This window comes from Vibrio sp. R10-SF1-ISO8 (genome assembly GCF_059833805.1).
Window position 1 is genome coordinate 264,252 of sequence record NZ_JCBDHL010000010.1, and the last position, 14,769, is coordinate 279,020.

The 14,769-nt window shown below is 46.8% G+C and carries 12 protein-coding genes; 4 read left to right on the top strand and 8 right to left on the bottom strand.

Annotation, left to right across the window (positions count from 1 at the left end; genetic code table 11):
• A complete protein-coding gene (locus AC6R00_RS06785) occupies positions 1-1,185 on the bottom strand; it encodes an efflux RND transporter periplasmic adaptor subunit (RefSeq protein WP_500639785.1) in 1,185 nt (394 codons plus the stop codon).
• Positions 1,182-2,573, bottom strand: a complete 1,392-nt coding sequence (locus AC6R00_RS06790; protein ID WP_500639786.1) for a TolC family protein — start codon at positions 2,571-2,573, stop codon at positions 1,182-1,184. The genes AC6R00_RS06785 and AC6R00_RS06790 overlap by 4 nt, the downstream gene beginning before the upstream one ends.
• A gap of 216 nt (positions 2,574-2,789) precedes the next feature.
• On the opposite strand from AC6R00_RS06790, the gene AC6R00_RS06795 reads away from it, so the two are divergent.
• Positions 2,790-3,284: a peptidylprolyl isomerase gene (locus tag AC6R00_RS06795; RefSeq protein ID WP_500639787.1), complete on the top strand. Its 495-nt coding sequence runs from the start codon at positions 2,790-2,792 to the stop codon at positions 3,282-3,284.
• Positions 3,285-3,308: 24 nt separating this feature from the next.
• Here AC6R00_RS06795 and napF read toward each other — a convergent pair whose 3' ends face one another.
• Together napF and AC6R00_RS06805 are read right to left on the bottom strand one after the other, a co-directional pair.
• Positions 3,309-3,821 (bottom strand): ferredoxin-type protein NapF, encoded by a 513-nt coding sequence (gene napF / locus AC6R00_RS06800; protein WP_500639788.1) that lies wholly within the window; start codon positions 3,819-3,821, stop codon positions 3,309-3,311.
• Positions 3,814-4,383, bottom strand: coding sequence for a molecular chaperone TorD family protein (locus AC6R00_RS06805; RefSeq protein WP_500639789.1), 570 nt, complete (start codon positions 4,381-4,383; stop codon positions 3,814-3,816). The genes napF and AC6R00_RS06805 overlap by 8 nt, the downstream gene beginning before the upstream one ends.
• A 200-nt stretch (positions 4,384-4,583) precedes the next feature.
• Here AC6R00_RS06805 and AC6R00_RS06810 point away from each other — a divergent pair, with 200 nt between their 5' ends.
• Genes AC6R00_RS06810 through AC6R00_RS06820 form a run of 3 tightly spaced genes read left to right on the top strand, consistent with a single transcriptional unit; the run spans position 4,584 to position 8,504 of the window.
• Entirely contained in the window at positions 4,584-7,025 is a 2,442-nt protein-coding gene (locus tag AC6R00_RS06810; protein WP_500639790.1) for a DmsA/YnfE/YnfF family dimethyl sulfoxide reductase, read from the top strand.
• Between the two features lie 11 nt (positions 7,026-7,036).
• Positions 7,037-7,657 carry a DMSO/selenate family reductase complex B subunit gene (locus tag AC6R00_RS06815; protein ID WP_239823972.1) on the top strand — a complete coding sequence of 207 codons (621 nt, stop codon included), beginning with the start codon at positions 7,037-7,039 and terminating at the stop codon, positions 7,655-7,657.
• A gap of 1 nt (position 7,658) precedes the next feature.
• Entirely contained in the window at positions 7,659-8,504 is an 846-nt protein-coding gene (locus tag AC6R00_RS06820) for a dimethyl sulfoxide reductase anchor subunit family protein (protein ID WP_500639791.1), read from the top strand.
• A 65-nt stretch (positions 8,505-8,569) separates the two neighbouring features.
• Here AC6R00_RS06820 and manA read toward each other — a convergent pair whose 3' ends face one another.
• From manA to AC6R00_RS06840, 4 genes are read right to left on the bottom strand one after another with little or no spacing between them, the layout of a single operon-like run.
• Positions 8,570-9,757: a mannose-6-phosphate isomerase, class I gene (gene manA, locus AC6R00_RS06825; protein ID WP_500639792.1), complete on the bottom strand. Its 1,188-nt coding sequence runs from the start codon at positions 9,755-9,757 to the stop codon at positions 8,570-8,572.
• Between the two features lie 9 nt (positions 9,758-9,766).
• Positions 9,767-10,363 (bottom strand): fructose PTS transporter subunit IIA, encoded by a 597-nt coding sequence (locus tag AC6R00_RS06830; RefSeq protein WP_500640169.1) that lies wholly within the window; start codon positions 10,361-10,363, stop codon positions 9,767-9,769.
• Between the two features lie 12 nt (positions 10,364-10,375).
• On the bottom strand, positions 10,376-12,079 hold the full coding sequence (locus AC6R00_RS06835; protein ID WP_500639793.1) for an alpha-amylase family glycosyl hydrolase: 1,704 nt from the start codon (positions 12,077-12,079) through the stop codon (positions 10,376-10,378).
• 11 nt (positions 12,080-12,090) lie between these two features.
• Complete coding sequence (locus AC6R00_RS06840; RefSeq protein ID WP_500639794.1) at positions 12,091-14,712, bottom strand: glycoside hydrolase family 38 N-terminal domain-containing protein; 2,622 nt, start codon at positions 14,710-14,712, stop codon at positions 12,091-12,093.
• Positions 14,713-14,769 lie beyond the last annotated feature (57 nt).

Sequence of the window (14,769 nt, forward strand, 5' to 3'; positions counted from 1 at the left end):
TTACCCCTCCTCCTTTGGCATGACTTTCAGTCCTGGCTTGAAGTTACTCAGTGGTCTGATAACAACTTGAGCCTTACTGTCTGCTAAGCTTGGGGTCACATACACTTTACCATCACCAACAAACTGCTTGCTGGCGTTGGATTTTTGCAACAGACCTTGTCCGTCAACCGTCCAGATTTCACCCTGTTGGGAAATCGCTGACGCGGGCACTTCCCACAGGCCATCGACTTCGGCTCCGCTAAGAGTTGCTTTCACGAAAGTGCCAGGATAAAGAGGCGTGTCTTGTTCGAGCGGGTTGTCAACAACCACGACCAACGAACGTTGGCGAGTATCTTGGGTCACATGTTGGAATTTTCTCTCAACCTTGCCAAGCCATTGGTGAGCGCCACTGCTGTCAGTTAGCATCACATGCCAGTCACCTAAATCGCTCGAGGTCGGCAGATTTTCCCATTGCTGCGCTGACAGGGGCACCTCGACTTCGACATGCTCAACACTGTATAAGGTGGCAACTGCACTGCCTGTACTCAAATAGCTCCCTGGTTGAACCTCTCTGCTTACAACTAACGCGGTGAAAGGTGCGCGTATTGCCGTATCTTTTAAGTCTTTCTCCGCTTTCTTCAGTGCCTGTTTCGCATTCGCTAACTTGGCTTCCGCGCTGGCGAGTTGAGGCTCTCTGAGCACCAATGGAGAGTTCGGTTCCCCACTCAGACCTGAGCGCTTCCACTCCGACTTCGCCTGCTCTCCCTCACGTTGCTCTTCTAAAAGCTCAAGTTCAGCCGTCGCTACATCTGACTTGGCTTGCGCCAACGCCTGTTGGTACCCAGTATCATCCAGCTTTGCCAATATGGTGCCTTTACTGACCACTCTTCCTGTTTCAAAGTCATTAGACAATGAGATCACCCTGCCGCTGACTTCGCTGGCATAATTGAGCTGATACCTTGAACGAGTCTCTCCGTAACCGACCACCTGAGCCTGATAACTAGCACTGGTCGTCATCTGAACTGCGACTTGTTGGAGTTTTAAACTCTCGTTCACCGTTGGTTGCTGCAAGGTATCTGGCATCTCCTGCTCAGACTGGCTACTCTCGCCCGCTTGAGCCATGTGGCTGCCATTATAGCCAAGAGCTGCAAAGACGCTTGCTACAGCAGCAATTGTCACCGCTAAAGTGATAGCATTTTGTTTCATGATGATACTCCCAAGCCCAGAGCTAGGCCTAAATCGATTCGGTTTAATAAACGTTGATAGGTGGCGTTAACAAGTTGAGATTCAGTATCATAGGTCTGCTGCTGAACGGTCAGTAAATCAAAGATGTCGACCAGACCTTTTCGATACTTCTCTTCGTAACTGACAAAGCTACGCTTCGAGCTTGCGAATGCTTGATTTAAATGTAACTGCTGCTTTTCGAGCGAATACTCCTGCCCCACAGCATTCTCGACTTCATTGATCGCCGTCAGTAAGGTTTCCTGATAAGTCCAATAGCTTTGCTCTGTTGTGAGCTCAGCAATTTCGGCTTGAGATTTGAGTTTCCCGCCCTGAAAAAGTGGTGCCGATAACTGCCCAAGTAACCCCCACAATGGGTCGGTGAACAAAGCTTCACTTGGTGACTGCGCAATATCCGTCAAACTTGCCGTTAAGCTAAAAGATGGCAACATGGCTTTGTATGCCGCATCGGTACGAAGAGATTCAGCTTCGATATTGTAGAAAGCTTGCTGCAAGTCTGGTCTGCCAGCCATGTTCTGCTCAGCGAGAGAATCAAGAGGGTTGACCACTTTTGGAAACGTCATTGCGACCTCTGGCTGCTCCAACTCAGATTGCCATTGTCCAGTAAGCAACTGGAGACTACGTTTGCTCTTTTCTAAGCTTTCTTCATACTCAGCAACAGTAGCGCGCGTTGACGCCGTGCTGGTTTTCGCATTGTCTAAATCTACTAAGCTTCCCAGTCCCACCTGATAGCGCTCCAATACCAACAGCTCATTATTCTCCAGCACTTCAAGCCTTCTTCGCTCAATATCAAGCAACTGCTGATTGGCGCTTATTTCCAACCAATTACGCATGATATTAGCCGCCAGCAAGTTTTTTGCTGATTGTAGGCTTGCCTGAGAAGCCGCAATATCTTTCCGTGCTGCCTCGCTGCTATCTGCCAGTTTTTGCCACAAATCCAGCTCCCAACTCACGGTCACTTCACCCATATAGCTGTCGTCAGTATCTTGTTTGGATTGACCCGAAAAGCTAGCACTCGCAGTAGGTAGCTGTTCGGCAACAGTAACGCCTTGTTGGGCATAAGCAATTTTCAACGCGATCACGCTTTGTTGCAGGCTAGGGCTGTTTGAAAACGCAATGTCTAAGTAGCTCTCAAGCTCTGGCACTGAAATCAAGTCAGTTAACTCAGTTACTTGGGTGGCTTCCCGTGTCACCGATGTGATTTGTCGTTCAGCTATAACTTGTTTGAGCAACCGATCAACAGACTGGGCACCGTTTTGCTCAGCCTGTTGTGCAAAATCGGCATTAGTCCCCACCGCGCAGCCCGTAACAGCCGTCAACATCAGAGCAAGAATTGAGTATCGAAATGTCATCGTTGTTATCTCCCGCTAATATACAGACAAGGTATCAAATGCTGGGGTTAAGGCAGGGTTAAGGTGGAAAGGTCCAACACTAGAAATGACCGGATTTAGCAGGCAGTCATCCTAAAACGAACATTAGCTGACTGTTATCAATAGAGGACGATGATTATTTTCTGCGGCATAAACTTGCTATAATCTCAGGGTTTTCTTTCCCAACGAGTAATAACAATGATCATTTTATCAACCACTTATGGCGATATCGAAATTGAACTGAACATGGAAAAAGCCCCTGTTAGTTCAAAAAACTTTTTACGTTACTGCCAAGAAGGGTTTTATGAAGGCACGATTTTTCACCGTGTGATTGACGGTTTTATGATTCAAGGTGGTGGTCATATTGAAGACATGACCGAGAAAGAGACCCATGCACCTATCGCTAACGAAGCGAACCGCGGCCTAAAGAACAAAACCGGTACCATCGCTTTTGCTCGAACTGATGCCCCGCATTCTGCTACAGCACAGTTCTTTATCAACCTAGACAACAATGACTTTCTTGATCATACCGCCAAAACCAACCAAGGCTGGGGCTATGCCGTGTTTGGTAAAGTGACCACAGGGATGGACGTGGTGAACAACATAGGTAAAGCCATGACTGGCAGTAAGAAAGGCCACGATGACGTGCCTTTAGACACAATTAAGATCAACAAAGTAACCATCACAGACTAAACACTTTGTTTGTGCCAACAATCGCTATGAATGAAAAGCCATTGAAATAGCACCTAAATAACAATGGCTGCGGCATTGCCCGCAGCCATTGCATTTTTCTTCGTCTACCACTGGACGCTCGCCCTCTTCAACACGGATTGCTGATTGAGGACACCCAACAGCACACTGCTGACAATCAATTTGTAGGTAGTTATTACAGCTCTGAGAGAAGTTTGGTCGTAGACTGACTTTGCTGTTCTGAGAAGCGTGTAACGCGCCACTGGAGCACACCTTAGTACACTCGTCACATAGTGAACACTCGTTGTAATCCAGATTGAGCCTTGCAGTTTGATCACTCATCTCGATAACACTATTGGGACAAATACGTTGGCATTCGCCACAACCATCACAGAGACGCAAGAAAAGCGCCTCATCCACAGCTTTAGGTGGTCGCGGCGCAGTTCTCGCCGTTTGCTCTGGTTGCTCAGATAAGCGACTTACTGGTTTAGATAGCCGAGAGAGAAACCCTCTGCGATTTGTATCAATAGCTTCAATCATTTAAGTATATTTTCTTCTCTTCAACGACTAACTCTAAGTCAATAATAAGTTTATTTAGCCAGTTAGAGACATCTAAGGCTAATAGACTATAAAACTTATTGTGTGAAACTTTATTTAATAAATCTAGGTAAATCATTCCCCAGACTAATAAGTGAGACTCCATTAATATATTGGCTGCTTTCGATTTATTATTTTCTAATAAAAACGCAAACGCTAATAGCATCAAACCAAATTGGTCTTCTGGCTCTCTAATACCCGTATTTAATTCAATTTCGTTGTCTGATAAAAACTGGCGATATTGAACCGTTGAGTCACCAAAGACGACTTTCTCTCTATCTAGGTAAACAGAACCCCATGGCGGAGCTTTCATCTCACCTAACCCTTCAAAAAGCTCGGTAAAGTCAGCGCTTAATGTGTCTTCATCAAGCTCCAATAGAGACTGTATAGTCACCTCACTCAATACCCCATCTTCTACAAGTGCGGTAGTAAGCTCGATTAGCTCATTTTTGCTTATCTTTTGATGGAATAATATTCCCAACAACTTTGCAGTATCGATAATCATTTCTATTTTCATTAAATTTAACTGTAATTAATTATAAATTACCACTCACTATTTAATATTAAATGAATGTCAAAAATACAAATATTAAAATTTATAGCACGTTATTTTGATTTTTATCAAAACGAGTCCAATCCTTGATATTACCGACAACAAACTACCTATAAAGTATTACCCATTAGTAATATAAAAGGCATCTTTGTATGACGAATAACAAAAAAGAATCTGGAGTAATGAATCTTACTCGCCGAGGGTTTATCAAAGCCTCTTCGGCGGTAGGTAGCGCTGCGGCATTGGCCAGTGGTATCAGCTTACCATTCACTTCAAAACCTGTTGCTGCCGCTGTTTCAAAACACGTCGACGAAAAAGTTGTGTGGAGTGCGTGTACTGTGAACTGTGGTTCACGTTGCCCGCTGCGTATGCATGTGCAAGATGGTGAAATCAAGTACGTTGAAACCGACAACACTGGCAGCGATGTTTATGGCGAGAGCACCCAAGTAAGAGCTTGCTTGCGTGGTCGCTCGATGCGTCGCCGTGTCTACAACCCCGACCGCCTCAAATACCCAATGAAGCGCGTGGGTAAGCGTGGTGAAGGTAAATTTAAACGCATTACTTGGGAAGAGGCGTACGATGAAGTTGCAGGAACAATGCAGCGCCTTATCAAAGAATACGGCAACGATTCTATCTACCTAAACTATGGTACAGGCACACTTGGCGGTACGGTCACTAAGTCTTGGCCACCTGCGTCAACATTGATTGCTCGCCTTATGAACTTATGTGGTGGATACCTAAACCACTATGGTGACTACTCGACTGCGCAAATCGCCAAAGGTTTGAGCTACACCTACGGCGGCTGGGCAAACAACAACTCTTTCTCTGACTTAGCCAATACTAAGCTCAACGTTCAGTTTGGTAACAACCCAGCTGAGACGCGTATGTCTGGCGGCGGCTTAATTCACCATTACGTTGAAAGTAAGAATAAGTCGAACGCGAAAACCATCATCATTGACCCGCGCTACACAGATACTGCAGGCGGTCGCGAAGATCAGTGGATTCCAATTCGCCCATCTACCGATGCAGCGCTCGTTGCTGGTTTGGCTTATGTCATGATCACCGAAGACCTTGTTGATCAGCCATTCCTAGATAAATACTGTGTCGGTTACGATGAGAAGACGCTTCCTGCCTCTGCGCCTAAAAACAGCGATTACAAGTCTTACATTCTCGGTAAAGGCGAAGACGGCATTGTTAAGACACCTGAGTGGGCGTCAAAAATCACCGGTATTCCAGTCGATACCATCGTTAAGCTTGCACGGGAAATGGGCACGAACAAACCTTGTGCTATCCACCAAGGTTGGGGACTACAACGCACTGCAAACGGCGAGCTCGCTTGTCGCGCGATTGCAATGCTTTCTCTGCTTACAGGTTCTGTCGGTGTTGCAGGCGGCTCAACAGGAGCACGTGAAAGTGACATCAACATTCCATTTGTGCGCTTCCCAACCGTCCCTAACCCGATCGAAACCTCTATCTCAATGTTCCTTTGGACGGATGCAATCTACCGTCACCATGAGATGACCGATAAGACTGATGGTGTTCGTGGCGCAGAGCGTCTTAAAAACCCAATCAAGATGATTTGGAACTATGCGGGTAACTGCTTGATCAACCAACATGCAGACATCAACCGTACACACGATATTCTGCAAGATGACAAGGCGTGTGAAATGATCGTAGTGATCGACAACCACATGACTTCGTCAGCGAAATACGCAGACATCATCCTGCCAGATTTAACAACGTCAGAGCAAGATGACTGGGCGATGGATGGTAAAGCCGCTAATGCGCCTTACTTCATCTATGCACAGAAAGCGATCGAGCCGCAGTTCGAAGCAAAAGGCATCTATGAGATGTGCAGTGAAATTGCTAAACGCATGGGTGTAGAGCAGGCCTTTACCGAAGGTCGAACTCAAGAGCAATGGGTAGAACACCTTTATGCTGAAACGCGCAAGCAAGACCCATCTCTCCCTACATTCGAAGAGATGAAAGAGCTAGGTATTTACAAGCGCCAATACAACCGCGACTACATTGCTTACGAAGATTTCCGTAACGACCCAGAAGCGAATCCACTCAACACTCCTAGTGGCAAGATAGAGATTTACTCCGAGCAACTGGCTGAAATCGCGGCGACTTGGGAACTCAAAGATGGCGATGTCATTCACCCGTTACCTATCTATGTAGACTCATTCGAAGGTCACAATGACCCACTAGCGAGCAAGTACCCACTACAACTGACAGGCTTCCACTATAAAGCTCGCTGTCACTCAACGTACGGCAACGTGGCTGAAATTAAAGCAGCCGCACGTCAAGAAGTGTGGATCAACCCGATTGATGCAGCAGAGCGCGGTATTCAAAACGGAGACATGGTCAGTATTTTCAATGACCGTGGCGAGGTTCGTATCCCAGCAAAAGTGACCCCACGTATTTTACCGCGTGTTGTCGCACTTGGTGAAGGTGCTTGGTATGCACCTGATGGTCAGAAGGTCGACCACGCTGGCTCAATCAACGTATTGACCACACAGCGCCCAAGTCCGCTTGCTAAGGGTAACCCTCAGCATACAAACCTTGTTCAGATTAAAGCAGTTAAAGCATAAGGTAGGTTGGAATGAAACAATACGGCTTTTACATTGATTCAAGTAAATGCACTGGTTGTAAAACTTGCCAGCTTGCTTGTAAAGATTACCGCGACTTAGACATCAAACGTAACTATCGCCGCGTTTACGAATACGCCGGTGGCGGCTTTGTTCAAGATGGCGACACTTGGGTACAGAAAGATGTTTTCTCGTACTATCTATCGATTGCTTGTAACCACTGCTCTAACCCAGCATGTGTGAAAGTGTGCCCATCTGGCGCAATGCATAAGCGCACCGAAGACGGTCTTGTCGTCGTTGATGAAGACGTGTGTATCGGTTGTCAGCACTGTAGCAATGCCTGCCCTTACGGCGCACCACAGTACAGTAAAGAGAAAGGTCACATGACTAAGTGTGACGGCTGCTATGAGCGTGTGGCAGAAGGCAAACAGCCGATGTGTGTTGAATCTTGCCCTCTGCGCGCACTTGAGTTTGGTGAGATCGGCGAACTACGTGAAAAATACGGCACCACAGCTGATGTGGCACCATTACCATCCTCTAGCCTAACGCTGCCAAACATAGTGATTAAGCTCAACAAAAACTCAAAACCAACCGGTGATACCAGTGGTTTCTTAGCGAACCCGAAGGAGGTGTAAGATGATTTTCCATGAGTATTCGTTAATCTTCTTTACGGTGTTAGCGCAAACCGCTGTGGGTGGCTACATCCTAGTCAGTGCTCGCGCACTGGCAATGGGTCATGATGAAGATAAAATCAACAGCTACAAAGTGCCGATGTTTGTACTTTGGGCTCTGATGGGAGTGGGGTTTCTATTCTCTACTACTCACTTAGGCTCTCCATTCCGTGCCTTCAACGCACTAAACCAAGTGGGAACCGCATGGCTATCGAATGAAATCTTCTTCGGTGCCGCTTTCTTTGCGGTAGGTGGTTTGCAATGGCTGCTTTCTGTACTGAAAAAAGGTGGAGCGGGTATCCAAAAAGCGCTGATGATTGCGGCGATGGTACTTGGGGCGATCTTCATGTACGCGATGATTAACGTCTACATGATTGATACCGTGCCGACTTGGTTTAACGCCTATACACCGCTGAGCTTCATCATGACTATGGTGGTTGCAGGTTTGCTACTGTCTCAACTTGTGATTGTGTCAGCGAATGACTCACGCTTCACCGTTGACCGCAATATCATCATGCTTGCTGTCGTAGCTGTGGCGTTGAGCCTCGTTATCACAATGGGCAAAGCCAACCTAATTGGTGATATTCAAACTTCAGTGGTCAAAGCATCCCAGCTGGTTGATGGTTTAGGAGTCTACCTTGGTGTTCAAGTAGCGTTGTTGATGGCTGGCCTACTGATTTGGGCTTTGCCAATGATCAACAAATCAAGCGTTAACCCGGTCAACCTAAGCATTGCGCTAGTGTTAATCCTCGCATCTGAGCTGATTGGTCGCGGTTTGTTCTACAGCCTGCACATGACCTCAGGTTTGTAACCAATCGCTTATAATAAAAAATCCCCAAGCTGAAACTTGGGGATTTTTATTTTGGCTCTTTAACCTTAGTTATAGGCACGTGCTAGGGTGCCATTGCCTTGGTAACTGTACATACCTGAATCATTGCTGATAAACACTGACTCTCCCGGTTTTAGTCGCAGCGCTTGCTGATTCACTTCGACCTGAACCTCCCCCTCAACACAGAACAGAATCTCAGCACTACGAAGGTATTGACGCTTAATAGCATCATTGGCAGTTAAGATGTCAAAGCCAAAGTCATCTACTGGAATGGGGTAACTCAGCTTTCCTTCTTTGTAGATAGGTGCCAGCTTGATTTGCTCCGGGTTGGTCGAGACAAACAAGGTGTTATCGATCAACTCATCCACATCAATATGCTTGGGCGTTAAGCCTGCGCGCAGTACATTGTCCGAGTTGGCCATGATCTCTAGCCCAGTGCCTTGTACATAAGCGTGCGGCGTTTCAGCATGAAGGAACATAGCCTCACCTGGCGCTAACTCAACTGTGTTAAGAAACAACGGAGAAAGTAAACCAATATCACCCGGGTAGTGCTTGTTAAATTCTGCTACATACTCAAACACTTCACGCATCAAGGCGGTTTTAGGACCACGAACCAATGCTTGATCAAGCTGTTCTAATGCGCTGATTTTTCTCTGTTCATCCAAAGACATAATGGCGGTGAAAAACTCACGTAAGCCATCGCTGTTTGGTTTCGCCTCAAGAGCACTCACCTCGGTATCTAAGCTTGCAATGCCCGCTTGTTGGAACAAGTCGATGATCTGACTTATAGGCCTAAATCCATTCATCGCCTTGTAGAAGGTTAACGCATACACCAACTCAGGCTTGTGGTTCGGATCTTTGTAGTTACGATGGGCAGCGTTAAGTGCAATCCCCTGCTCATTTTCACGCGCAAATCCTGCTTCCGCTTTATGTTTACTTGGATGAACCTGAATCGATAACGGCGTTTCTGCCGCAAGCACCTTAAACAGATATGGCAGCTCACCAAAACGCATCGCAGTGTAATCCCCAAATATACTTTTACTGTCTTGGGCGATCACATCGGAAAGCAGCTCTCCCGTCGCGGCAACACGCGAGCATCCGTTTGGATGTGCGCCCATCCAAATCTCCGCTTGTGGTTGGCAGTCCGAGTTATCGATTCCAAACATTTTAGAAATCGACTCTTTACTGCCCCACGCGTAGTTTTGAATAACGTTATCCAGTTTAAAAACAGACATAACGCACCATTAAAGTAATAGGAAGAGGAATGCTGAAATCAGCACACCCGCCCCAAGCACCAACGGATAAGCAAAGCGGCTAAGATCTTGCGCCAATTCTTCGGTTGAATTTGGCTCATCTTGAACTGACTCAACTGGCTGCTCTGCCTCTTGCTCAGCACCAAATAACGCCATCACTTGTTGCGGGGAGTTCGCTGCTTGCAGTTGGTCACGGAAATCATCGTCCACCAATGAAGAAGTCAGTGTAGTCAGCACTTCCATATGGGTAGAACCCGCTTCTGCTGGCGGAATCGCCAATAGGAAAATCATAGTCACTGGCTCATCACCATCGAGACCTTTCCACTGCATCTCATCTTTAACAAACGCACACGCAAACACCGGCTCTTTTACTCCTGGCGACTTACCATGTGGCACCGCTAAGTATTCGCCGAGAGCTGTTGGGCCTTCGTCTTCGCGTTTAAGTACAGCTTCAAGGAACTGGTCACGATCAGTTAACTTGCCCGCTTGATCAATTTTGTCGACCAAGGCATTGATCGCTGCGAAGCGCCCATCAAAGGTAGCATCGAGCATGATTAGATTTTCAGACGTTAAGTTAGCTAGTTTCATCATAAACTCCTACTACTGGGCTTGCGGCTGAGTCAGCCAAACAAATTGATATGGTTTAAGTGTAAATTGCGCATCGAACTCGCGCTGTGAAATCAGATCTAAACCGCCTACTGCTAGCGACACTTCCGCTGCTTGCTCTGATAGGTTGACCACAAATTGAATCGCATTTTCCCCTTCGCCGCGTTTAAGTCCAAACAGTCCATGACCTAGCTCTAGCACTTGTTGAGAAGAGCTTGGTGAGAATGCTTTTTGCTGTTTACGCAGTTGGAGAAGATGCGTCATTTCACTGTAAACACGTTGACGTAACGAGCCCTCTTCAGCCAGTTCAGTTTCTAGCTGAGCAAAGTCAAACTTCTCACGGTTGATACGGCGATTAATGCCCGAATCCAGCATACCTTGTACATCATTTTCACTGCCAAGTAAGCTGTGATAGTAAACCGCAGGCACACCGATGAACGAGAGCAAAATAGATTGCGCAGCTAGGAACTTGCTCGCTTTTAACTCGTCACTATCGTTAGGCTCTGTCACCGCACTCAAATAGTTGATATTCAGTTCGTAAGGCGACTGGGTGCCATCACCGTTATTCTTGTAGTTAACTCGTCCACCTTTGCGTTCGACGTGCTGACACATCATCAGACGATCGTCATCGCTCAAGATCCCTTCTGTTGGGCGCACACCGATGCCATCATGGCTAGCAAGGAAGTTAAAGTAGGTTGTCTTGCGTTCCGTATTGAGAGACTCCATCGCCTCTGCCGTTAAACCTTTAGCCCAAGTTGTTAATACTTGGCTATCTTGGCTCAAGAACGCGTGCAAGGTTAATGGTGGTAGTGGGAACTGATACACCATGTGCGCTTCATCGCCTTGACCAAAGTAAGAGATGTTCTCTTTGTGCGGCACATTAGTTTCGGTGATCAGCAGAGAACCCGGCATCACCTCGTCGAGCACAATGCGCCACAACTTTATGATCTCGTGAGCCTGCTCCAAGTGGATACAGGTCGAGTTCAGTACTTTCCAGATAAAACCAATCGCATCTAAACGAATCGAACGACCACCATTTGCCGCATACATCAGCAAAATATCAATGCTTTCGAGCAGGACTTGTGGGCTCTTAAAGTTAATGTCTATCTGGTCTTCTGAGAAGGTGGTCCACACATGAGTTGTCTCACCCGAAGCCTTGGTAAACGGTGTTAGGAGCGGTAATGCGCGGGGGCGCGTAACACTCGAATAATCTAGGCTTGGGTCAGACTCAATAAAGTAATCTTGATAAGCTTCATCACCGGCTAAAAAGCGCTGAAACCAGTCACTGCTTTTAGAGATGTGATTAATCACGCAGTCGTACATCAAATCGAAGTTTTCAGCTAGTGCGTTAAGCTCGCTCCAGTCGCCTAAGTTAGGATCGACTTTGCGATAATCAACCACACTAAAACCATCGTCTGAGGTGTATGGGAACATTGGCAAGATATGAATGTTGCTTAATGCCCCTTTAAGGTACTTGTCAGCAAAGGTTTTCATCGTCGCTAAAGTTGGCTGGCCTTGCTCTTGTACGCTGTCTCCGTAAGTAATTAGATAGGATGTTGTCTCATCGACCCAGTTAGCGTAATTCGGTGCTTTGCCTTGCCACTTTTCAACCAGAGCATGGATTTCTTGGGTGATGCTTTTAGCTTGCTCATCACCGTAGAGCAAAGCGACTTTTTGGTAAATTTTCTCGTTGTTCATACTCTGCTCCACTAGATTTTAAAGCCAATGCGTAGGTCGATGGAATTGTTCGGTTTGACTGACCACTCTTGTTCCACGCTCTGCTCGCGGTAGTTCACACGCTCCATCTGAGCAAAATGGGCAAACGCAGTGGTATCAAGTTGCTGCACATCCTCTGTCGCATTAAACAGGCGCACAACAACAGCATTGTCTTGATAGAAGGAGTGACCAATACTTGAAAGCGTCAGTGGCTGATTCACTTCAAACAGGCTGAATGACTTCACCGATGAACGCGCATCAAAGCGAACTTGGAAGCGTTCGAGACGATTTTCAAAGCTATTAAGTGACTGCTTCTGGTAACTAAACGGCATATCGAGATATTGGCTTTCTAGGGCTCGCAGCGTTTGATGGCTAGCATCTGTCGGCATCGCAATCGAGAAAGCAAAGCTCATCGATTTTTGCAGCTGAGCATCTGGCGTATACACCACGGTATTGTTGATGCCGGAAGCACGCCCCGGACGCCACAACAGATCATCTTTACCTAGCTTGCCCGTTGCTTTAAACAGCGTCAGCGCAATCACATCACTCTGTTCACCTGACAAAACTTGGAACTCTTTCAGGCCGCGACCATTAATCACCACCGCTTTACCTGCTTGCTCAATCGCAACCGCACCATCTGTGGTTTCAATATCAATCGGACACTCACGGAAGCGTGCTTGCCAGCCTTCAACATTTGGTGCAATTGGACGCGTCATCACAGCGAATGGCTGAGTGGCGACGGATTCCTGGCTTTGTACATCTGAGTTAATCAGTATACGAACGCGGTGGTCACACGCCTGATTTACAGTGTGAATTGCGACTTTTAGCTGCTCGTCGTTGGCATCTAGTATCAATGTAATTTCAAAACTGGCTTGAACCAGCTCATTGCCTGCTTGGCGCGACTCTAAATCTGAAGGCACTGACATTGTTGCCAACAGCGTCATCGTCTGCTCAGTCTCACCTACTTGGCTTGATAGCCAAGTTAACTCATTGAGGTAACGTGGCTCGTCTCCCTCTAAAGGCGAGAAGTCGTAAGAGTCACCATCATCAGCCTGCTCTTCAAAACGCAGCAACTGCTCGATCACGCGGCCTGTTGCTTTGTTAGTTAAGCTCAGTTCGCCATCTTTCAGCGTGACGGTTAACGCCGCATTTTCAATCGTTTGGACGTCACTGCTCTGCATAAGCATCGCTGACTCTGACTCAACCAATTGGAAGACTTGGTAGCCCATCGCAGGTAGGTTGGACACCTTCACGTTCAATTCAAAGCGGTAGTATGGCGGCACGGCGACTTCTTTCTCACCATCTTTGGTCACTTCAATGACTTTGCCTCCATCTAACGTCTCGCGCGCTAGAATTTCGGTCGCAAGCAGGGCTTTACCATCCGACAAGGCAATAGATGGGTGCTTAGAGAAAGCAGTGACTTTAGCAACACCGCTAAATGGTGTGATTTGGCCGTTAAAGATCATCACTTCATTGTCATCACATGCGCTACTAGCGATCTCTTTCACCACTAGGTTGTATAAGCCATGACAGATTTCTTCGGCTTGCTTTAGACGGTGCATGATGTCAGCGTTAGTGGCATCGCTATTACACCCACCCATACTGTCATGGGCGTGACATTCAAGGATCTTCTTCCAAGCCATATCCACCAGCTCAGTGTGAACAGTGATGCCTTGTGCTTTAGCAAACGCAATCACGACTTCGAGCTTCTTGAGTAAGAACTGCTCAATCTCGAAGTTGAGCTTTTTAATGTCATAGCGAACAGAGCCAATTGTCTTATGGATACGAGTGTATCGCGGCGCTTTGAATTCACCTTGGTAAGTCTCAAATTCACTGCTGTTGCGGCGAAGAAAATCAACAAAGTTTTCCATCGATGAGATGGTGTAAATGTCTCCAGCAGGCGAACGTTCGCTGGCTGCTAGCAAAGTTTCCGGGAGGTTCGGGTCAATGTTGACCTGATCGCCACCGGATGGGATCAACACTTCATCGAGACCTGACAGCGATTTGATCTTGTCAATCATCGGGAAGATTTTCTTTTCCAGATGTTCTGCATCAGGAACAATGTTTTTCGCCGCGCCGTAACCATGAACTAGGTTGTAAGCGTAGATTGAATCACCACCTTGCGACTTCCAGAAGAAGTGCGATTTTTCTACGTGTTGGTCGTAATCAATACCACGCCAAAATACGATGTTATCGATCCCCATTCCTTTGAACAGTGTTGGCATTTGCGCGTTGTGACCAAAGGTATCCGGCAGGTAGCCGACCTTCATGCTGTGACCGAGTTCTTCTGCGATATGCATGCCGTACTTCAAGTTACGGATAATCGACTCGCCCGCCACATTGTAGGTATCAGTCTGAGTGTACCAAGGGCCGATAAAGAGTTTTTTATCGCTCACCAATTTAGCCATACGCTCACGCATGTACGGCAGCACTTTGAGGTAATCTTCAACAATCGCCGATTGACCATCTAGGTGGTAGCAGCTGTAGTTTGGTTGATACTCCAAAGTTTCAATCACTTTGGTGAAGTTATAAGTTGCCAGAACGTCACTGTCTTGCTGAGTAAAATACCACTCACGATCCCAGTGAGTGTGAGGAATGACATGTACTTTTGCCATGGGGAAACTCTCGATAAATTCTTGATAGTTTGGGGAGGCAAGCCTCCCCGCTAGACG